Source organism: Peterkaempfera podocarpi (assembly GCF_042466665.1).
Taxonomy (GTDB): Bacteria; Actinomycetota; Actinomycetes; order Streptomycetales; family Streptomycetaceae; genus Peterkaempfera; species Peterkaempfera podocarpi.
Genome location: NZ_CP162102.1, coordinates 5,803,554 through 5,822,365, shown reverse-complemented (window position 1 = coordinate 5,822,365; position 18,812 = coordinate 5,803,554). Strand labels below are relative to the sequence as shown.

Genomic DNA, 18,812 nt, shown 5'->3' with positions numbered 1-18,812 from the left:
ACACCGAGGAGAGGGCATGAGTACGCCACCCAAGACCGCACCGCGGCGCGGACCGGCGCCGATGGGCGGCCCGGCGCGCTTCATGAGCGGTGGCCCGATAGAGAAGTCCATGGACTTCAAGGGGTCCGGCAAGCGGCTGCTGGCCACCCTGCGCCCCGAGCGGGCACTGGTCACGGCGGTGCTGGCGTTCGGCGTGCTGAGTGTCGGCCTCTCCGTCACCGGGCCCCGCATCCTGGGGCACGCCACCGACCTGATCTTCTCCGGGGTGATCGGCCGCCGGCTGCCGGCCGGCACCACCAAGGCCGAAGCCGTGGAGCACCTGCGGCAGCAGGGCCAGGGCACCCTGGCCGACATGCTGAACTCGATGCACTTCACCCCCGGGCAGGGCATCGACTTCCACGCGGTCGGCACGGTGCTGCTCTGGGTACTGGGGGTGTACGTCGCCGCCGGCGTCCTCGGCATCTTCCAGGGCCGGCTGGCCACCCTCGCCATCCAGCGCACCGTCTACCGGCTGCGCGAACAGGTGGAGGCCAAGCTCTCCCGACTGCCGCTCAGCTACTTCGACCAGCAGCCGCGCGGTGAGGTGCTGAGCCGGGCCACCAACGACATCGACAACATCGCCCAGACCTTCCAGCAGACGATGGGTCAGATCATCAACTCGCTGCTGACCATCGTCGGTGTGCTGGCGATGATGTTCTGGCTCTCCTGGCTGCTGGCACTGATCGCCCTGGTGACGGTGCCGGTCTCGGTGGTGGTGGCGACCGCCGTGGGCAAGCGCGCCCAGCCGCAGTTCGTCACCCAGTGGCGGACCACGGGCAAGCTCAACGGGCACATCGAGGAGATGTACACCGGGCACGCCCTGGTGAAGGTCTTCGGCCGGCACCAGGAGTCCGCGGAGACCTTCCGGCAGCACAACGAGGAGCTGTACCAGGCCGGCTTCAGGGCCCAGTTCATCTCCGGGATCATCCAGCCCGCCATGATGTTCATCGGCAACATCAACTATGTGCTGGTGGCCGTGGTCGGTGGCCTGCGGGTCGCCTCGGGCGCACTCTCCATCGGCGAGGTGCAGGCCTTCATCCAGTACTCGCGCCAGTTCAGCCAGCCGCTCACCCAGGTGGCGTCGATGGCCAACCTGGTGCAGTCCGGAGTGGCCTCCGCCGAGCGGGTCTTCGAGCTGCTGGACGCCGAGGAGCAGTCCCCGGAGCCCGGGCAGCCGGTCCGCCCGGCCGAGCTGCGCGGCCGGGTGGCCTTCGAGAACGTCGCCTTCCGCTACGACCCGGAGAAGCCCCTGATCGACGGTCTGTCGTTGAAGGTGGAGCCCGGCCACACCGTGGCCATCGTGGGACCCACCGGCGCCGGCAAGACCACGCTGGTCAATCTGCTGATGCGGTTCTACGAGACCACCGGCGGCCGGATCACCCTGGACGGGGTGGACATCGCGGAGATGTCCCGGGAGGAGCTGCGCTCGGGCATCGGCATGGTGCTCCAGGACACCTGGCTCTTCGGCGGCACCATCGCCGACAACATCGCCTACGGCGCCGAGGGCGTCACCAGGGAGCAGATCACCGCGGCGGCGCAGGCCGCACACGTCGACCGCTTTGTCCGCACCCTGCCGGACGGCTATGACACGGTGCTCGACGAGGAGGGGTCCAGTGTCAGCGCCGGCGAGAAGCAGCTGATCACCATCGCCCGGGCCTTCCTCTCCGAGCCGGTGATCCTGGTGCTGGACGAGGCGACCAGCTCGGTGGACACCCGTACCGAGGTGCTGATCCAGCGGGCGATGGCCAAGCTGCGGACCGGGCGGACCAGCTTTGTCATCGCCCACCGGCTCTCCACCATCCGGGACGCCGATGTGATCCTGGTGATGGAGTCGGGCTCCATTGTCGAGCAGGGCACCCACCAGGAACTGCTGGCCGCGGGCGGTGCCTACGCACGGCTGTATGCGGCGCAGTTCTCGGCGGCGGTGGCCGAGGTCGACTGAGCGGGGCCGACTGAGACAGGGCCGACTGAGACGGGGCCGACCGGGACCGGGCCGACCGGGACCGGGCCGACCGGACGGGACCGGCTGGACAGCCGGTCGGCTGGGAGCGAGTACGCCCGAGGGGGCGCACCGGCAGTGCTGGTGCGCCCCCTCGTGGCGTTCTCCGGCCCGGACGGTGCTGAGGGGCCGGACGGTGCTGAGGGGCCGGACAGCACTGGGCGCCCCGGAGCACTGCTCCGGGACGCCCAGCGGTCGGCCTCTGCCGCTACTTCTTCTTCTCGGACGGCCCGTCGGAGTCGGTGGACAGCGCGGCGATGAAGGCCTCCTGGGGGACCTCCACCCGGCCGACCATCTTCATCCGCTTCTTGCCCTCCTTCTGCTTCTCCAGCAGCTTCCGCTTACGGGAGATGTCACCGCCGTAGCACTTGGAGAGGACGTCCTTGCGGATCGCCCGCACCGTCTCACGGGCGATCACCCGGGAGCCGATCGCAGCCTGGATCGGCACCTCGAACTGCTGGCGCGGGATCAGCTCGCGCAGCTTCCCGGCCATCTGCACGCCGTAGTTGTACGCCTTGTCCTTGTGCACGATGGCGGAGAAGGCATCCACCTTGTCGCCGTGCAGCAGGATGTCGACCTTCACCAGCTCGGCCTGCTGCTCACCGATGGGCTCGTAGTCCAGCGAGGCATAGCCACGGGTCTTTGACTTCAGCTGGTCGAAGAAGTCGAAGACGATCTCGGCCAGGGGGAGCGTGTAGCGCAGCTCCACCCGGTCCTCCGAGAGGTAGTCCATGCCCTGGAGGTTGCCTCGGCGGGTCTGGCAGAGCTCCATGATGGCGCCGACGAACTCATTGGGCGCCAGGATGGTGCCGCGCACCACCGGCTCGTGCACCTCGGAGATCTTGCCGGTGGGGAACTCGCTGGGGTTGGTGACGATGTGCTCGGTGCCGTCCTCCATGACCACCCGGTACACCACGTTGGGCGCGGTGGCGATCAGGTCGAGGTTGAACTCGCGCTCCAGCCGCTCCCGGATGATCTCCAGGTGCAGCAGGCCGAGGAAGCCACAGCGGTAGCCGAAGCCCAGCGCCACCGAGGTCTCCGGCTCGTAGACCAGCGCGGCGTCGTTGAGCCGCAGCTTGTCCAGCGCGTCGCGGAGCAGCGGGTAGTCCGAGCCGTCCAGCGGGTAGAGCCCGGAGAAGACCATCGGCTTGGGGTCCTTGTAGCCGCCCAGCGCCTCGGTCGCACCCTTGTGCATCGAGGTGATGGTGTCACCGACCTTGGACTGCCGGACGTCCTTCACCCCGGTGATCAGATAGCCCACCTCGCCGACCCCCAGCCCGTCGGACGGCTTGGGCTCCGGCGAGATGACGCCGATCCAGCAGTTCGTGGGTGGCGCCCGTGGACATCATGGCGATGCGCTCCCGCTTGGAGAGGCTGCCGTCGATCACTCGGACATAGGTGACCACGCCGCGGTAGGAGTCGTACACCGAGTCGAAGATCATCGCGCGGGCGGGCGCATTGGCGTTGCCCACCGGAGCGGGGATCTTGGCGACGACCTCGTCCAGCAGCGCCTCGACGCCCATCCCGGTCTTGGCGCTGACCTTGAGCACGTCGGCGGGGTCGCAGCCGATGATGTGCGCCAGCTCGGCGGCGTACTTCTCGGGCTGTGCGGCCGGCAGGTCGATCTTGTTCAGCACCGGGATGATGGTGAGGTCGTTCTCCAGCGCCAGATACAGGTTGGCGAGGGTCTGCGCCTCGATGCCCTGCGCGGCGTCCACCAGCAGAACCGTCCCCTCGCAGGCCGCCAGGGACCGGGACACCTCATAGGTGAAGTCCACGTGGCCGGGGGTGTCGATCATGTTGAGCACATGCGTCCGCCCTGTGCCCTCGCCGGTGGTCGGCGCCCAGGGCAGCCGGACGGCCTGCGACTTGATGGTGATGCCGCGCTCGCGCTCGATGTCCATCCGGTCGAGGTACTGGGCACGCATCTGGCGCTGGTCGACCACCCCGGTGAGCTGCAGCATCCGGTCGGCAAGCGTCGACTTGCCGTGGTCGATGTGGGCGATGATGCAGAAGTTCCGGATCAGCGCAGGATCGGTGCGGCTGGGCTCCGGCACGGTGTTGGGGGTCGCGGGCACCTAGTGGTCCAGATTCTCAGGGGATTCGATACGTCTCTCCCATAGTCCCACGAGCGGGGCCCGGCCCGCTCAGCGCGCCTCCCCGGCGCCGCGGCGCACCTCCAGCGCCCAGCCGGCCAGCGGCAGCTGGAGCGGCAGCCGGGCCCAGGCGACGGCTCTCCTGGCAGGTGCGGCCCGTCGCCAGTCGTACGCCATCTGCACATTGGCCGGGAAGACCGCAGCGAAGAGCCCAGCGGTGGCCAGTCCGCCCAGCCTGCGGGTACGGGGCACTGCCACCGCCGCCGCGCAGGCGAGCTCGGCTGCCCCGCTGAGCCGGGTGTACAGCCGGGGTCCGCCGGGGAGCCGGCGGGGGACGATCGCGCCGAACGGCTCGGGACGCAGGAAGTGCAGCGCCCCGGCGGTGGCCAGCACACCGGAGAGCAGCAGCGCGGAGCGGCGCCCGGCGGCCGCCCGGCGCAGCGGGGCGGCGGCGGTGAGGGTCATGGGCGCCACCCTGGCACACCCGTTGGCGCGGCAGGCCGGTGTTGGGCGAGGATCACATCCCATGATCCTCGAGTCCGCTCTGCTCGACGTCCTGCCCGGCCAGGAGGACGCCTTTCTCTCAGCCTTCGCCGAGGCCCGGCCGCTGATCGCGGTCCAGCCCGGCTTCCGCAGCCTGGAGCTGCGGCGCTGCCTGGACCAGGGGCGGGAGTCCCGCTTTCTGCTCCAGGTGGGATGGGAGCGGCTGGAGGACCACACCGAAGGCTTTCGGCGCTCCGCGGAGTACGCCCGCTGGCGGGACCTGCTGCACCGCTTCTACGACCCGTTCCCCGAGGTCGAGCACTACGGCGAACCGCTGGTCCGCGGCTGAGCGGAGCCGTTCGGGCAGCGGCAGGCCGCCGGTGCCCCATGGGCAGGCGGGCGGCCGGCGGGGCCCCGGCCTGCGGCCGGCCGGGCGGTTCCTCGGCCGCCGCCCGGCTGAGCAGCGGCTGAGCCGGTTTGGGTGGCCACGGCGCCCCTGGTAACGTGGCCTGCTGCGCCTGTGTGCACTCATGTGCATCCACGGGCGCACCGTCGAGACCGACCAACCAAGACTGAGGCTCCTTCGTGGCGAACATCAAGTCCCAGATCAAGCGGAACAAGACCAACGAGAAGGCGCGCCTGCGCAACAAGGCCGTCAAGTCCTCGCTGAAGACCGCTGTCCGCAAGGCCCGCGAGGCCGCCGCGGCCGGCGACTTCGAGAAGGCCACCGTGCTGGCCCGCGAGGCGTCCAAGAAGCTCGACAAGGCCGTGAGCAAGGGCGTCATCCACAAGAACCAGGCTGCCAACAAGAAGTCGGCCCTGGTCCAGCGCGTCAACACCGCCAAGGCCGCCGCCTGATCCAGGCAGCCCCTGGCAGGCCGGACACGGAGTCCGCGGTCCCTCTCAACCGCCTCCGGCCCCGGCCGACCGCCCGGTCAGAACCGGCCCTCTACCCGGTTCCTCCGCGGCAGTGAGACCTCGCACCGCACGCGGCCTGCGTTCGCCACGCGGGTGCGGTGCACACAGATCCACGGCAAGGCGCCGCGGCAGCCCTTCCCCAGGGCAGCCGCGGCGCCTTTTCCGCTGCCCGGCACGGACACGGACCGCTATGGTCGAGCGACCGCCCGTCGTCGACCCGAAGAGCGAGGGTTCCATGTCGATCCCGCCGCCGCCCCCGTCCGGCCCCGGGCAATCACCACAGCAGCCACCCCAGCCTGTGCCGTCGCCGTCGCCGTACCAGCCGCCCTACCAGCCGACCCAGGCGGCCTTCCCTCAGCAGCAGGGCGGCGCCCCCTACTACGGCGGCCTGCCGCAGCAGTCCAACCCGTATGCCGCCCAGCAGCCGCCGGCCGCCCCGTACCTGCCGCCGGACGGCGCAGCAGGCGGAGGCAGCAGCGGCACGGGGAGAGGGCTGCTGCTCGGGATGGCGGTCGGGGCGGCCGCCGCCTCGCTGCTCTGGGCGGGCGGCGTCTTCGGGCTGCCGCTGCTCACCGGCGGTTCCGGTGGCTCCGGCGGCTCCGGTGGCTCCGGCGGTTCCAAGCCGGACATCGGCAGCTACCGGACCGTTGCCCAGCTGTGCAGCACCGCCGACCTGTCGCAGTTCAAGCAGCTCTACACGACACCGGACAGCAGCCCGACGCAGAAGACCATGAAGAGCCCGGCGCTGGACTACATGTACTGCAACATGAGCCTCAAGACCGGCAGCGGCGGTGACAGCGCCTCCCTCTACATGTACGTGCAGTTCCACAAGGCGGTGGATCCGCAGCCGGAGTTCGACGCCCAGCGGGACTTCGACCGGCAGCAGGACTACCGGATCACCGAGGTGCCCGGACTCGGCGACGAGGCCTTCCTGTCCTACAAGGACGACGACAGCGATGCCGCCTACCGCTACATCAGCCACTACCTCTACGTCCGCGACGGAGGGGTGACCTACCAACTCGGCTGGAGCAAGGGCTACTCGGCCTCGTCCACCGACACCCCGCCCGACCCCGACGACATCAAGCAGCGTCTGATCGGGGACAGCCGGTCCACCCTGGCCAGGCTGCGCGGTGCCAGCGGCGGGACGGCCGGCTGACGCCCGGCGGCGGTCAGTAGTTGCGGCCGGAGCGGGCCGCCCTGGAGACCGACACCACGGCGCGCTCCAGCGCGTACGCGGGGTCGTCGGAGCCGCCCTTGACGGCGGCGTCCGCCTCCGCGATGGCGGTCAGCGCCGCGGCCACTCCATCGCCGGACCAGCCGCGCATCTGCTGGCGGACCCGGTCGATCTTCCAGGGCGGCATGCCCAGCTCACGGGCCAGATCGGCGGGCCGCATCCCGCGCCCCGCCGTGGCCAGCCGCCCGATACTGCGCACCCCCGAAGCCAGGGCGTAGGTGATACCGGTGGGCGGCTGGCCCACCGCCAGCGCCCAGCGCAGCCGCTCCAACGCCTCCGCGGTACGGCCGGTCACAGCGAGGTCGGCCACCTCGAAGCCGGTGGCCTCCGCACGACCGCTGTAGTACCGGGCCACCACGGTCTCGTCGATCGGGCCCTCTGTGTCCGCCGCCAACTGACTGACCGCGGCGGCCAGTTCGCGCAGATCGCTGCCGATCGCATCCAGCAACGCCCGGCAGGCCTCCTCGCTGGCGGAGCGCCCGGCGGTGCGGAGCTCGCCCTTGACGAACGCCATCCGCTCCCCGGCCTTGGCCAGCTTGGCGCACGGCACCTCGCGGGCGCCGGCCTTGCGGGCGGCGTCCAGCAGCCCCTTGCCCTTGGCTCCGCCGGCGTGCACCAGCACCATGATCACTTCTTCGGCGGGGGCCGTCAGATACGCCTTGACGTCCTTCACGGAGTCGGCTGCGAGGTCCTGTGCGGCGCGGACCACCACCACCTTGCGCTCGGCGAAGAGCGAGGGCGTGGTGATCTCCGCCAGAGTGCCGGGCTGGAGCGCCCCCGGGGCCAGATCGCGGACGTCGGTGTCCGGGTCGGCGGCCCGGGCGGCTGCCACCACCTGTGCCACGGCACGGTCCAGCAGCAGCTCCTCCTGGCCGACCGCGAGGGTCAGCGGGGCGAGCAGGTCGTCGGGTGCGCTCTTCCTGGCCATCGCCCATCAGCATCCCATGGGCCGCCGACAGGGCCGGTCCGGCGCCGGGGAGAATGGGGCCGTGCACGAGAACGAGCCCGGTCGCCAGCTGCTTGTCCTCCCTGACCGCGACACCGCGGAGGAGGTGGCCGCCGACGTCGTCCGCCGCTGGCCGGAGCTCGGCGAGCCGGAGCTGGTCCGCGAGTCCCTGGCCGGTGAGGACGATGCCGAGGACGCCCAGTGGCTGGTCGTCCTGACGCCGCCCGGGGGCGGCTGGCCGGACGGCCTGTTGACCGCCCTGGACGCCCTTGCCGCCGCATACGACGGTTGGCGCGAGGACGCCTGAGCGTCCACTGCCGCGCTCAGCCCGCCGCGGGGCGGTGCGGGTGGACGGAGGCACGGAGATCTGCCGGGCCGTCGCCGAGGACGGCGATGTCACCCGAGAGGTCGGTGCGCAGCACGGTGGCGCCCAGCGCACGGAGGTGCGCGAGGGTGCCCGGCGCCGGATGCCCATAGGGGTTGTCCACTCCGCAGGAGACCAGGGCGAGGCGGGGGTGCAGGGCCGCAGCGAGTGACCAGTCCTGGTTGGCGGAGCCGTGGTGGGCGACCTTGAGGACGTCGACCGGACCGAGGGCCGGGCCGTCCCGGGCGAGCAGTCGGGCCTGAGCGGGCGGCTCCAGATCGCCGAGCAGGGCGATGCGCAGGCCATGGACGTCGGCGAGGGCGGCGATGCTGGCGTTGTTGGGGCCGGGGGCGTCCAGCGGCACCGTGGGAGCGGCGGGCCAGAGCACCTGCCAGCTGACCCCGGGGGCGGCCGTACGGCGCTCACCGGGGACCGCCCGCACCAGGGGAATGCCGGAGCGGGCCGTCCAGCGCAGCACTCGGCTCTCCTCCCCTGGTGGCTCGTCCAGGACGGTGGTCTCGACGGCGCCGACCGTACGGCCGCGCAGCACTCCGGGCAGCCCCTCGACATGGTCGGCGTGGAAGTGGGTGAGGATCACCAGGGGGATTCGGGTGATCCCCAGCGAGCGCAGACAGCCGTCGGCGGTGTGCGGGTCAGGTCCGGTGTCGACCACCACGGCCGTGTCGGGGTCGGCCCCGGGACCGGCCGGCAGCACGATCATGTCGCCCTGGCCGACGTCGCACATCACCAGCCGCCAGCCCGGCGGCGGCCATCCGGTGGCGATCCTGGTGAGCAGCGGTGGGCGCAGCAGGGCGGCGAGCAGGGCCAGGCCCAGCAGTGCGGCCAGCGCCGGGCGGCTGCGCAGCCGGGGCAGTACGGCGGGCGCGGCACACATGGCGGCGGCGGTGACCACGGCCAGTGCCGCCGCCCCCGCCCAGCCGGTCGGCCAGGCGACCTCGGCACCGGGCAGTGCCGCTCCCCGGCGGGCCACCGCCGCCAGCCAGCCGGTGGGGACTCCGGCGAGCCGGGCGAGGAGCGTGGCGGCCGCACCGGAGACCGGTGCGGTGACCAGGGCGGCAAAGCCGAGCAGGGTGGCCGGGGCGACCGCGATCTCCGCGAGCAGATTGCAGGGTACGGCGACCAGACTCACCCGGGCGGTGAGCACAACGATCACCGGGCTGCAGAACGCCTGGGCCGCACAGGCGGCACCGACGGCCTCGGCGAGGCGGCGGGGCCAGCCGTGCCGCAGCAGGACGGCGGACCAGCGCGGCCCGAGGGTGAGCAGCCCCGCGGTGGCCAGTACGGAGAGCAGAAAGCCGTAGTCGCGGGCCAGCCAGGGGTCGGCCAGCAGGAGCAGCAGCACGGCCGCTGACAGGGCGGTGAGGGCCTGGCTGCGGCGGCCCGCAGCGAGGGCCAGCAGGCCGATCACACCGGTGGCGGCGGCCCGCAGCACGCTGGGCTCGGGGCGGCAGAGGACCACAAAGGCGGCGGTGAGTGCGATGCCCAGAGCAGCGGTGGCCCGCAGCGGCAGGCCGAGGCGGCCGGCCAGGCCCCCGCGCTCCGCCGTGGCGGCCCGTGAAGGGGCGCCGAGCAGGACGGCCAGCAGCACGGCGAGGTTGCCGCCGCTGACCGCGATCAAGTGGGCGAGGTCGGTGGCGCGGAAGGCGTCGCGCAGATCGTCGGGGATGCGGGAGGTGTCTCCGACGACCAGGCCCGGGAGCAGGGATCGGGCGTCGGCGGGAAGGGGGTCGGAGGCCCGGCGGAGTCCCTCACGGAGGCTGCCCGCGATGCGTTGCACGGCGTCGGGTGGGGCGAGCAGGCGGGCCGGGGCCCGGGTGAGCAGGACGGCGGCGCTGGGTTCGGCGGGGTCGTCGGGTGGGAGCACCTGGACGTCGGCGGTCAGGCGGGTGGAGGGGAGCAGGGGCAGCCACTGCGCGGCGGCGCGGCCCTGGGCGATGACGGTGACGGGGGTTCTGGTCGCGACGGTGCCGATCGCGTCGGCGGTGACCCGGTCGGCGCGGGCGTGCACGATGACGAAGCCCTGGCCGCGGCCCGATCCGCGGACCCGGGGAGCACGTGCGACGGGGTCGCCGGTGAGAGTGAGTTCGACGGTGGCGTGGGTGGGTGTGGGGCCGTTGGAGCTGCCGGGGCTGTCGGTGGCGTGGCGGCGGGCGAGGTCGGGGAGCGGGCCCCGGTGCAGATCGGCGGTGTGCAGGACGGTGGTGGTCGCGGCTGCGGCGGCGGTCAGCAGGACTGCGGCGAGCGCGAGGCTGCCCCGGCGGTTGCGGATCAGCAGGACGAGGGCGCAGGAGGCGGACAGCGCAGCAGCGGTGACGATCAGAGGGAGTCGGCCAGGACCGGCGGGGAGAAGCACCGCCGTGGTCACCCAGGCCGCCGCTGCGGGCGGCAGCACCCGCAGATCGGCAGGGTGCCGCTCCGGTGGGGCCTGGCTGTGGAGCGGGAGCTGTGGGGTGGGTGGGAGGGACGGTCGGGACTGGTCGGGTACGCCCTGCTCGGGAGCGCGGGGCGGCGGCGCTGACGGCCGAGTGCTCATGCGGCTGGGGTCATACGGGTCGAGGGCCGGCGAGGGTCGGGGCTGGGGGCCAAAGGCGGAGCCGGGGCAAGGGGTGGGCCCGAGGGCTGGGGCGGAGTCGGGGGCAGCACTGGAGTCGGGGCCAGCACACGAGTCGGGGCCAGGTGCGGAGCCGCAGGCAAGGGACGAAGCCGGACGCGGGTGCACAGGGCAGCCGGCCGAGTGCGCGGCGCTTCGCTCCCCCGGACAGGTGAGCAGAGCCGGGAACCTTTGGCTGACGTATCGTCAGAGCATCACCAGGGGTTGGATCTCCGCATACTTTCGGTCTCCGATGCCCGGCACCTGATGCAGCTGCCCGATGTCGGTGAATCCCCCATGGGCGCCCCGGTACTCGATGATGTGGCGGGCGAGCACCGGCCCCACCCCGGGCAGGGCATCGAGTTGGTCGACAGTGGCGGCGTTGAGACTGACGGGGCCGATGGGCGGGCCGGTGGCGGATCCAGCGCCCGGCTGGGCCGCCGCCGGGGTCCCGACCAGGATCTGCTCACCGTCCGCCAGGATCCGGGCCAGGTTGAGCCCGGCGGTGTCCGCGCCATGGACGGGTCCGCCGGCGGCGCGGAGCGCATCGGCCACCCGGGAGCCGCGCGGCAGGGTCCGCAGACCGGGGTGGCGGACCCGGCCTGCGACATCCACCACGACGACGGCCGCCGGCCCCGGTGACGGCCGCGGCAAGGCGGCGCCCGCAGCCGCCGGGGCCGGGAGGGCCGCTGCGGCGGGTGTCGGGCCGGGCCCTGCGGCGGACCCGGTCGCCACGGGTACGGACACGGACTGCGGACGGCCCAGCCAGAAGTGCTGGACGCCGTATCCGACAGCCACCAGGAGCAGCACCGCCAGCCCTGCGACGGCTCTGCGGTCCAGCTCCAGCCCGCCTGTCGGCAGCCCGGCGAGCAGTCGGCGGGGCAGTCCACGGGCTGCCCCTGCGTCCGGAGGCGGGGGCTCGGGGAAGGGAGCGGCGCCCGGCGCCTCGGCGTGGACAGCCGTCGGCTCGGCGGTCGACCGGGCCGGCGGGGCGCCGAGGGCCGGACCCGGCCCGCCTCCCGGCCGGGCATCGGCGACAGCCCGGGCGCCACCGGAAGGCACCGCCGGGCCTCCGGCCCCGGGAGCAGCGGGCAGGGCGAGGGGGAGCACGGCGGGCAGGCGGCTGCGGGCGATGGCGGCCGTCTCGCGGCGCCGTGCAGCGGGGAGGGTCATGGTCGTGATGGGCGTCATGGGCCAGGACGCTAGGCGTCCGACGCCCACCGTGGGCGGGCGGCCATGCAGCCTGTGGACAACCCGGGGGTGTGGACAACTCCCTTCACCCCCAAGGGTGAAGAGCGGTCAGCGCGGCGAGATGACCACAGCCAGCAGCCCCGGCCCCACATGGGCACCGATGACGGCGCCCACCTCCCCGACGTACAGGTCCCGCAGTCCGGGGACCCGGCCGCGCAGCCGCTCCGCGAGCGGTTCGGCGCGGTCCTCGGCCGCAAGGTGGTGCACGGCGATGTCCACCTCCGCCTGGCCGGCCTGTTCCACGGCGATCTCCTCCAGCCTGGCGATGGCCCGGGAGGCGGTACGGACCTTCTCCAGCGGCTCGATGGACCCGCCCGAGAGGTGCAGCAGCGGCTTGACCGCCAGTGCGGAGCCCAGCAACGCCCGGGCGGCACCGATCCGGCCGCCGCGCCGCAGATACTCCAGGGTGTCCACATAGAAGTACCCGCTGGTGCTCTCGGCGCGCCGCTCCGCCGCCGCCGCGACCTCCTCGGGACCGGCACCGGCATCCGCCGCCGCGGCGGCCGCCAGGACGCAGTAGCCCAGCGCCATGCCGACCATGCGGGTGTCGATCACCCGGACGGGCAGCCCGGCCGACTCGGCGGCGAGCTGCGCCGCCTCGAAGGTGCCGGAGAGCTCCGCCGACAGGTGCAGCGAGACCACCGCCTCGGCGCCCGTCTCGGCGGCGGCGCGGTAGGCGGCGGCGAACGACTCGGGGTTGGGCCGTGAGGTGGTCACCGCCCGGCGGCCCCGGAGCGCCTGGGCGACGTCCTTCGGGGAGACCTCGATGCCCTCTGCGAGCACTTCGTCGCCCATCACCACACTCAGCGGCACCACGGCGATGCGGTGGCGGTCCACGGCGTCCTGCGGCAGATAGGCCGTGGAATCGGTGACGAGCGCAACGTGGGCGGACATGTGCGGGAGGTTACCTCCAGGTGGCGGCCCGGGACAGGGCGGGTACGCCGGTGCGGATGCCTCCGCGCAGGTGGCGGGGCACGGTCCGGCCTCAGGGCAGCCCGTGGGTCGGCTGTCCGGCGGGAGGGCGGTCGGATCGCGGGGCGGTCCGGTCACGGGAAGAGCCGGTCACAGGACGGCCTGAGCCCGCACCGATCCGGTCACGCTACGGTCCGACCGCGGGGCAGCCCGATCACAGGCCGCTCCAACCACACACCGCTCCGGTCACCGGGCCGTCCGGCCGCACACCGGTCCGGTCTCCGGGCCGTCCGACCGCGCACCGGTCCGGCCACAGGACGGTCCGGCACCCAACGCCCGGCACCCCTCACCCGACGCCAGGCGTGCCCGGCTCCGGGCGGGGCTTGCGGAGCCGGTCCGCAAGCCGGGCGCGCGGGTCCAGTCCGAGCGCCTCCGCAGCCCCGGTCCCCCGCCCCGCGGCGATGCCGGGCGACTGCCGGCCCTGCCGACCCCCCGCCGGCGCCCCGGCGCCGGCCGACCCCGGGCCCTCCGCCGGGCGCGGCCCGTCCGCCGGCCCCTGCTGCCCGGCCGGTGTCCAGTGCCGCAGCGCACCGGCCTCGGTCTCGCACTCGCGGCCCAGCCGGGCCAGATCGCTGTCGGAGAAGTGGCGCGCACGGTCCTGCGCCGCCCAGCGCAGCGACTCGGCGGCATGGGTGATCCGCCCGCCGCGCTCGCGCAGATCGGGGAGCCTGGTGTCGACCCGCCGGCTGTCGGGCTCGCGCTCCAGCATCCGCAGCTCGTCGTCGAGGGAGCGGGCGTGCTCGTCCAGCCGGCCGAGGAGCTGCAGCGCCTCGGTGAGCTGCGGGTCGCCGCCGACGGCGGACTCCAGGACCCGCCGCGTCCCGCCCAGCGATTCGCGGACCTCCAGCCGGAGGGCGGCGATCCGGCCCTGCGGCCCGGGGCGGGTGTAGCTGCGGGCCTTGAGCGCGACGTCCTCCACCGCACGGCGGGCCTGCGCGCCGTGCTGCTCCACCCTGCGCCCCACGGCCCGGCCCGCCTTGACCGCGGCCACCACCGCGAGGGCGGCCAGTCCGAGGATCAGGAATGCCACGACGCCGACGGCAATGCCGACCGCCTCCATGGGTGCCACCTCCGCGCGGGGGGCGGAGCCGCCGGACGGGCCCCGCTCAGGATCTCCGGTTCTGCCGTTCCGGTGGTTCCACGGTAGCCGGGCCGGTCCTCCGGGCGCCCTGCCGATCCGGTCGATCCACGTGAGTTCAGGGACAGTTAGGGGTTTCCCCGGACATGCCGCGGGGCCGGGTCGGGGCTGAACCCCTTCCCGGCCCCGCGGCGGCCGTCAACCGGTGACGATGTTGACCAGCTTCGGCGCGCGGACCACGACCTTGCGGACGGCAGCACCGTCGATCGCCCGCACCACGGCCTCGTCGGCCAGCGCCAGCGCCTCCAGCTCGGCCTCGCCGATGCCCGGCGGGACCTCCAGGCGGGCCCTGACCTTGCCCTTGATCTGCACCACGCAGGTCACCGTCTCGTCCACCAGGTACGCGGGGTCCGCGACCGGGTAGTCGGCGTGCGCCAGCGACTCGTCGTGGCCCAGGCGGCGCCACAGCTCCTCGGCGATGTGCGGGGCCATCGGGGCGACCAGCAGCACCAGCGACTCGGCCACCGAGCGCGGTGTGGAACCGCGCTTGACCAGGTGGTTGTTCAGCTCGATGGCCTTGGCGACCGCGGTGTTGAAGCGCAGCCCCTCCATGTCGCCGCGGATGCCCTCCACCGTCTTGTGCAGGGCCCGCAGCGTGGCCTCGTCCGGCTCCTCGTCGCTGACGACCAGGGTGCCGGTCTCCTCGTCCACCACATTGCGCCACAGCCGCTGCAGGAAGCGGTACGAGCCGACGACCGCGCGGTCCTCCCAGGGGCGGGAGACGTCCAGCGGGCCCATCGCCATCTCGTACAGGCGCAGCGTGTCGGCGCCGTACTGCTCGGCGATCTCGTCGGGGGCGACGGAGTTCTTCAGCGACTTGCCCATCTTGCCGGCCTCGCGGCGGACGGGCTGCCCCTCCCAGAAGTACTCGCCGTCCCGCTCCTCGACCTCGGCGGCCGGGACCGGGAAGCCGCGGGCGTCGCGGTAGACATGGGCGGTGATCATGCCCTGGTTGAACAGCTTGTGGAACGGCTCGAACGAGGAGACATGCCCCAGGTCGAACAGCACCTTGTGCCAGAAGCGGGAGTACAGCAGGTGCAGCACCGCGTGCTCGGCACCGCCGACGTACAGGTCGGCGCCGCCGGCCGGCTTGCCCGCGACGGGGCCCATCCAGTACTGCTCGGCGACCGGGTCCACCACCCTGTCGCTGGAGACCGGGTCCACATAGCGCAGCTCGTACCAGCAGGAGCCGGCCCAGTTGGGCATGGTGTTGGTCTCACGGCGGTAGCGGCGCGGGCCGTCACCCAGGTCCAGCTCGACGTGGACCCACTCCTCGGCCCGGGACAGCGGGGTCTCCGGGGAGCTGGCGGCGTCGTCGGCGTCGAAGGTCCGCGGCGAGTAGTCGTCGACCTCGGGCAGCTCGACCGGCAGCATCGACTCGGGCAGCGCGTGGGCCACGCCGTCCTCGTCGTAGACGATCGGGAAGGGCTCTCCCCAGTAGCGCTGCCGGCTGAACAGCCAGTCCCGCAGGCGGTAGTTGACGGTGGCCTCGCCGATGCCCCGCTCGGCCAGCCAGGCGGTGATCCGCTTCTTCGCCTCGACCACGCCCAGGCCGTTCAGCGAGACGGAGTCATTGGCGGAGTGGACGATCGCCGCGTCGTAGGACGAGAAGGCGTCGTCCCAGGTGGACGGGTCGGTGCCGCGGTCGTCGGCGGGCTGCACCACGCAGCGCATCGGCAGGCCGAAGGCGCGGGCGAAGGCGAAGTCGCGGGTGTCATGGGCGGGCACCGCCATGATGGCGCCGGTGCCGTAGCCCATCAGCACATAGTCGGCGATGAAGACCGGGATCTTCTCGCCGCTGACCGGGTTGACGGCGTACGCGCCGGTGAAGACACCGGTCTTGACCTTGGCGTCGGCCTGCCGCTCGACATCGGACTTGGCAGCCGCCTCGGCGCGGTAGGCGGCGACGGCCTCGGCGGGCGTGGCCGCGCCGCCGGTCCAGTCGTCGCGTACGCCGGCGGGCCAGGCAGCGGGCACGATCCGGTCGACCAGCTCGTGCTCCGGCGCCAGCACCATGTAGGTGGCGCCGAACAGGGTGTCGGGGCGGGTGGTGAAGACGGTGATGGCGGCTCCGCCGTCGGCGTCGACGGCGAAGTCGACCCTGGCGCCCTCGGAGCGGCCGATCCAGTTGCGCTGCTGCAGCTTGATGGCCTCGGGCCAGTCCAGCAGGTCCAGGTCGGCGATCAGACGGTCCGCATAGGCGGTGATCCGCATCATCCACTGGCGCAGCTTGGCCTTGAAGACCGGGAAGTTGCCGCGCTCGGAGCGGCCGTCGGCGGTGACCTCCTCATTGGCCAGCACGGTGCCCAGGCCGGGGCACCAGTTGACCGGCACCTCCTTGGCGTAGGCCAGCCGGTGGTCGCCCAGCAGCTCGTCGCGCTCGATGGGGGTCAGCTCGGCCCAGCTGCGGCCGTCGGGTGCGGTGCGCTCACCGGAGACGTACTGCTCGACCAGCTCCGTGATCGGACGTGCCCGGCCGGCCGTCTCGTCGTACCAGGAGTTGAAGATCTGCAGGAAGATCCACTGGGTCCAGCGGTAGTAGTCCGGGTCGATGGTGGAGATCGACCGGCGGGAGTCGTGGGCCAGGCCCAACCGCCGCAGCTGGCTGCGGTAGACCTCGATGTTGCGCTCGGTGGAGACCCGCGGGTGGGTGCCGGTCTGCACCGCGTACTGCTCGGCGGGCAGGCCGAAGGCGTCGAACCCCAGGGTGTGCAGGACGTTGTGCCCGGTCATCCGCTTGTAGCGGGCGAAGACATCGGTGGCGATGTAGCCCAGCGGGTGGCCGACGTGCAGGCCCGCCCCGGAGGGGTACGGGAACATGTCCATGATGAAGGCGCGCGGGCGGCCGGAGACGTCGCCGGCGCCGGGGTCGGCCAGCGGGCCGGTCGGGTTGGGGGCGTTGAACGTCCCCTCCTTCTCCCACAGGTCCTGCCAGCGCGACTCGATGTCGGCAGCCAGCGCGGCTGTGTAGCGGAAGGGCTCGCCGGCCGCGGCCTCGGCCGCGCCCGCAGCGGGGGTGGTCTCGCTCATCGTCCTCAGGACTCCATCGGTGTCAGGTAGCGAATCGTCAGCCGGAAATGAAAAAACCCCTCGCATGAGGGGTTGCCGCGCCGACTTCGGCCGCCCGTCGTGGGTCCGGCCGATGCTGGTCAGCGCGGCCGGCTAAGGAGCAGGCGCACGGTTCGCACCGGGTCAGGGTACCGCAGGGTCGGTGCCGCCCGCTCAGCCGTTTCAGCCGGGCCGCTGCCCCGCGCCCCGCCAGGCGGCGTCGAAGTCCTTCAGCGCGGTCGCCACCCGGACCGACAGCATCCCGGCGGCCAGCTGCCGGGCCTGGTCCGCCGCCTGGGCCGCCTCCTCCGACCGCCCCTCGTTCAGACAGCACTCGGCCAGCCGCACCAGGGCCAGCGCCTTGGCCCTGGACCGCTCCGGGGCGATCCCCGACGCGGCCGACGACAGCAGGCCCCGGGCACTTCGCCAACGGCCGAGGAAGAGGTAGGACTCGCCCACCATCCGCTGCAGATCGGCCAGTTGCTGAGGATCGCCCTCGTCCGCCGCGCCGAACTCGGCGAACGCCCGGTCGGCCATCGCCTCCGCGGTGGGCCGCTCCCCCAGCCGTCCGAGCGCCCTGGCCATCCGGCCGTACTGAAGCGCCCGTTCACCCGGGGTGTCCACCCCCTCGGCGGCCTCCAGCGCCATGCTGAGCAGGGTGACCGCATCCCGCTCCCGGTCCGGCAGATAGGTGGCCTGGGCGGCCAGGCAGCCCATCACGGACGCGCCCATCCGCACGTCTCCGGAGACATGGGCGGCGCGCAGGGCGGCCACGAAGCAACGCTGCGCGGCGGCCTCGTCGCAGCCGTCGGCTGCGGCCCAGCCGGCCAGCCGGGCCAGCCGCGCCGCCACCCCGTACAGCTCCCGGCCGGTCTTCTCGTCGTAGGCGCCAAGCTCCAGCAGCTTGATCACGACGCCCAGCTCACGGCGGGCCGGGTCCAGGACCAGTCCGCCGCCGAAGGCCATCTCCAAGCGGTGCTTGCTGTCGGAGGAGCTGCGCAGCTCCGCCACATGGGAGAGGTCGACGCGCAGCGGCCCGCCGCCCACCGGCGCCGGGCAGTCGCTGCCGGCCCACTGCCGGGCGACCAGGCGCAGGTCGTCGGGGCGGAAGAGGTCGGCCGGGCGCTGCAGCCGCACCGGGGCTCCCGATGCGGTGGCCTCGGTGAGGGCGGCGCGGGCGAACTGGGGCGTCCAGTCGTCGGTGAGCAGATGGGCGGAGATGGTGCGGGCGCCGCGGGCCGGGCCCATGGCGGCCCACAGCTGCTGATACGTGACGGCTATGCCGAGTGCCCGGCTGAGCACATCGCAGACCACCTGGTCGTACGGCGGCCTGGGCACCCGGCCGCGGTCGCGCCAGTGGTAGGGGGTGGTCTTGTTGATCGCGGCCTGGTCGCCCACGACCGCGTTGACCTCCGCCGCGAGGCGCTCCGGCCCCCAGCCGAGATGGGACAGGATGCGCACCAGCTCGTAGTTCTGCCGGGGTGACAGGTCCGCCATGCCGGAACGGTATCCCCTGGGCCGCGCGCAGAGTAGGGGGCCGGGACGGGCCGGACAAGGGGGACGCGCACTCTTCAGCAGTGTTCAGCGGCGCCACGAATTACCGGCCAGCCATTCCTGAATATATTCCGAACAACCCGCTGCCACACCACCGAGAATTCACCCGGAACTCCGATTCCCGCCACGGCAATTCCCCGAGCGGGTGCGCAAGGCGGC

At 73.0% G+C, this 18,812-nt stretch carries 13 protein-coding genes and 1 pseudogene; 5 read left to right on the top strand and 9 right to left on the bottom strand.

What is annotated here, in order from left to right; all coding sequences use genetic code 11:
• The first annotated feature begins 16 nt into the window (after positions 1-16).
• Positions 17-1,981, top strand: a complete 1,965-nt coding sequence (locus AB0761_RS25575; protein ID WP_377271491.1) for an ABC transporter ATP-binding protein — start codon at positions 17-19, stop codon at positions 1,979-1,981.
• A 265-nt stretch (positions 1,982-2,246) separates the two neighbouring features.
• Here the strand turns inward: AB0761_RS25575 and lepA are convergent.
• Positions 2,247-4,116, bottom strand: a pseudogene (gene lepA, locus AB0761_RS25570) (translation elongation factor 4).
• 69 nt (positions 4,117-4,185) lie between these two features.
• Positions 4,186-4,599 carry a hypothetical protein gene (locus tag AB0761_RS25565; RefSeq protein ID WP_377271490.1) on the bottom strand — a complete coding sequence of 138 codons (414 nt, stop codon included), beginning with the start codon at positions 4,597-4,599 and terminating at the stop codon, positions 4,186-4,188.
• Positions 4,600-4,660: 61 nt separating this feature from the next.
• On the opposite strand from AB0761_RS25565, the gene AB0761_RS25560 reads away from it, so the two are divergent.
• The 3 genes from AB0761_RS25560 to AB0761_RS25550 all read left to right on the top strand — a co-directional run bounded on the left by AB0761_RS25560 (position 4,661) and on the right by AB0761_RS25550 (position 6,691).
• Positions 4,661-4,966: an antibiotic biosynthesis monooxygenase family protein gene (locus tag AB0761_RS25560; RefSeq protein ID WP_377271489.1), complete on the top strand. Its 306-nt coding sequence runs from the start codon at positions 4,661-4,663 to the stop codon at positions 4,964-4,966.
• Between the two features lie 236 nt (positions 4,967-5,202).
• The gene (rpsT, locus tag AB0761_RS25555; protein ID WP_377271488.1) at positions 5,203-5,475 is read left to right on the top strand and encodes a 30S ribosomal protein S20; all 273 of its coding nucleotides are present in this window, start codon (positions 5,203-5,205) and stop codon (positions 5,473-5,475) included.
• A 250-nt stretch (positions 5,476-5,725) separates the two neighbouring features.
• Complete coding sequence (locus AB0761_RS25550) at positions 5,726-6,691, top strand: hypothetical protein (RefSeq protein ID WP_377271487.1); 966 nt, start codon at positions 5,726-5,728, stop codon at positions 6,689-6,691.
• Between the two features lie 13 nt (positions 6,692-6,704).
• On the opposite strand, the gene holA is transcribed toward AB0761_RS25550, so the two are convergent.
• Entirely contained in the window at positions 6,705-7,697 is a 993-nt protein-coding gene (gene holA / locus AB0761_RS25545; protein ID WP_377271486.1) for a DNA polymerase III subunit delta, read from the bottom strand.
• 16 nt (positions 7,698-7,713) lie between these two features.
• Here holA and AB0761_RS25540 point away from each other — a divergent pair, with 16 nt between their 5' ends.
• Positions 7,714-8,022, top strand: coding sequence for a hypothetical protein (locus AB0761_RS25540; RefSeq protein WP_377271485.1), 309 nt, complete (start codon positions 7,714-7,716; stop codon positions 8,020-8,022).
• 16 nt (positions 8,023-8,038) lie between these two features.
• Here the strand turns inward: AB0761_RS25540 and AB0761_RS25535 are convergent, their stop codons facing one another.
• The 6 genes from AB0761_RS25535 to AB0761_RS25510 all read right to left on the bottom strand — a co-directional run bounded on the left by AB0761_RS25535 (position 8,039) and on the right by AB0761_RS25510 (position 18,596).
• Positions 8,039-10,633, bottom strand: a complete 2,595-nt coding sequence (locus AB0761_RS25535; RefSeq protein WP_377271484.1) for a ComEC/Rec2 family competence protein — start codon at positions 10,631-10,633, stop codon at positions 8,039-8,041.
• 264 nt (positions 10,634-10,897) lie between these two features.
• Positions 10,898-11,881, bottom strand: coding sequence for a helix-hairpin-helix domain-containing protein (locus AB0761_RS25530; protein WP_377271483.1), 984 nt, complete (start codon positions 11,879-11,881; stop codon positions 10,898-10,900).
• A 108-nt stretch (positions 11,882-11,989) separates the two neighbouring features.
• Positions 11,990-12,835 (bottom strand): DegV family protein, encoded by an 846-nt coding sequence (locus AB0761_RS25525; protein WP_377271482.1) that lies wholly within the window; start codon positions 12,833-12,835, stop codon positions 11,990-11,992.
• 364 nt (positions 12,836-13,199) lie between these two features.
• Positions 13,200-13,973, bottom strand: coding sequence for a hypothetical protein (locus AB0761_RS25520; RefSeq protein WP_377271481.1), 774 nt, complete (start codon positions 13,971-13,973; stop codon positions 13,200-13,202).
• A gap of 216 nt (positions 13,974-14,189) precedes the next feature.
• Positions 14,190-17,081 (bottom strand): leucine--tRNA ligase, encoded by a 2,892-nt coding sequence (gene leuS, locus AB0761_RS25515; protein WP_377271480.1) that lies wholly within the window; start codon positions 17,079-17,081, stop codon positions 14,190-14,192.
• A gap of 201 nt (positions 17,082-17,282) precedes the next feature.
• Complete coding sequence (locus tag AB0761_RS25510; protein WP_377271479.1) at positions 17,283-18,596, bottom strand: hypothetical protein; 1,314 nt, start codon at positions 18,594-18,596, stop codon at positions 17,283-17,285.
• Positions 18,597-18,812: the final 216 nt, after the last annotated feature.

Coding starts and splice junctions, on each gene's coding strand:
- holA (WP_377271486.1), bottom strand. CDS start 7,697: ATGGCCAGGAAGAGCGCACCCGACGACCTGCTCGCCCCGCTGACCCTC.
- AB0761_RS25525 (WP_377271482.1), bottom strand. CDS start 12,835: ATGTCCGCCCACGTTGCGCTCGTCACCGATTCCACGGCCTATCTGCCG.
- AB0761_RS25560 (WP_377271489.1), top strand. CDS start 4,661: ATGATCCTCGAGTCCGCTCTGCTCGACGTCCTGCCCGGCCAGGAGGAC.
- AB0761_RS25550 (WP_377271487.1), top strand. CDS start 5,726: ATGGTCGAGCGACCGCCCGTCGTCGACCCGAAGAGCGAGGGTTCCATG.
- leuS (WP_377271480.1), bottom strand. CDS start 17,081: ATGAGCGAGACCACCCCCGCTGCGGGCGCGGCCGAGGCCGCGGCCGGC.
- AB0761_RS25510 (WP_377271479.1), bottom strand. CDS start 18,596: ATGGCGGACCTGTCACCCCGGCAGAACTACGAGCTGGTGCGCATCCTG.
- AB0761_RS25565 (WP_377271490.1), bottom strand. CDS start 4,599: ATGACCCTCACCGCCGCCGCCCCGCTGCGCCGGGCGGCCGCCGGGCGC.
- AB0761_RS25520 (WP_377271481.1), bottom strand. CDS start 13,973: ATGGAGGCGGTCGGCATTGCCGTCGGCGTCGTGGCATTCCTGATCCTC.
- AB0761_RS25540 (WP_377271485.1), top strand. CDS start 7,714: ATGGGCCGCCGACAGGGCCGGTCCGGCGCCGGGGAGAATGGGGCCGTG.
- AB0761_RS25535 (WP_377271484.1), bottom strand. CDS start 10,633: ATGAGCACTCGGCCGTCAGCGCCGCCGCCCCGCGCTCCCGAGCAGGGC.
- AB0761_RS25575 (WP_377271491.1), top strand. CDS start 17: ATGAGTACGCCACCCAAGACCGCACCGCGGCGCGGACCGGCGCCGATG.
- AB0761_RS25530 (WP_377271483.1), bottom strand. CDS start 11,881: ATGACGCCCATCACGACCATGACCCTCCCCGCTGCACGGCGCCGCGAG.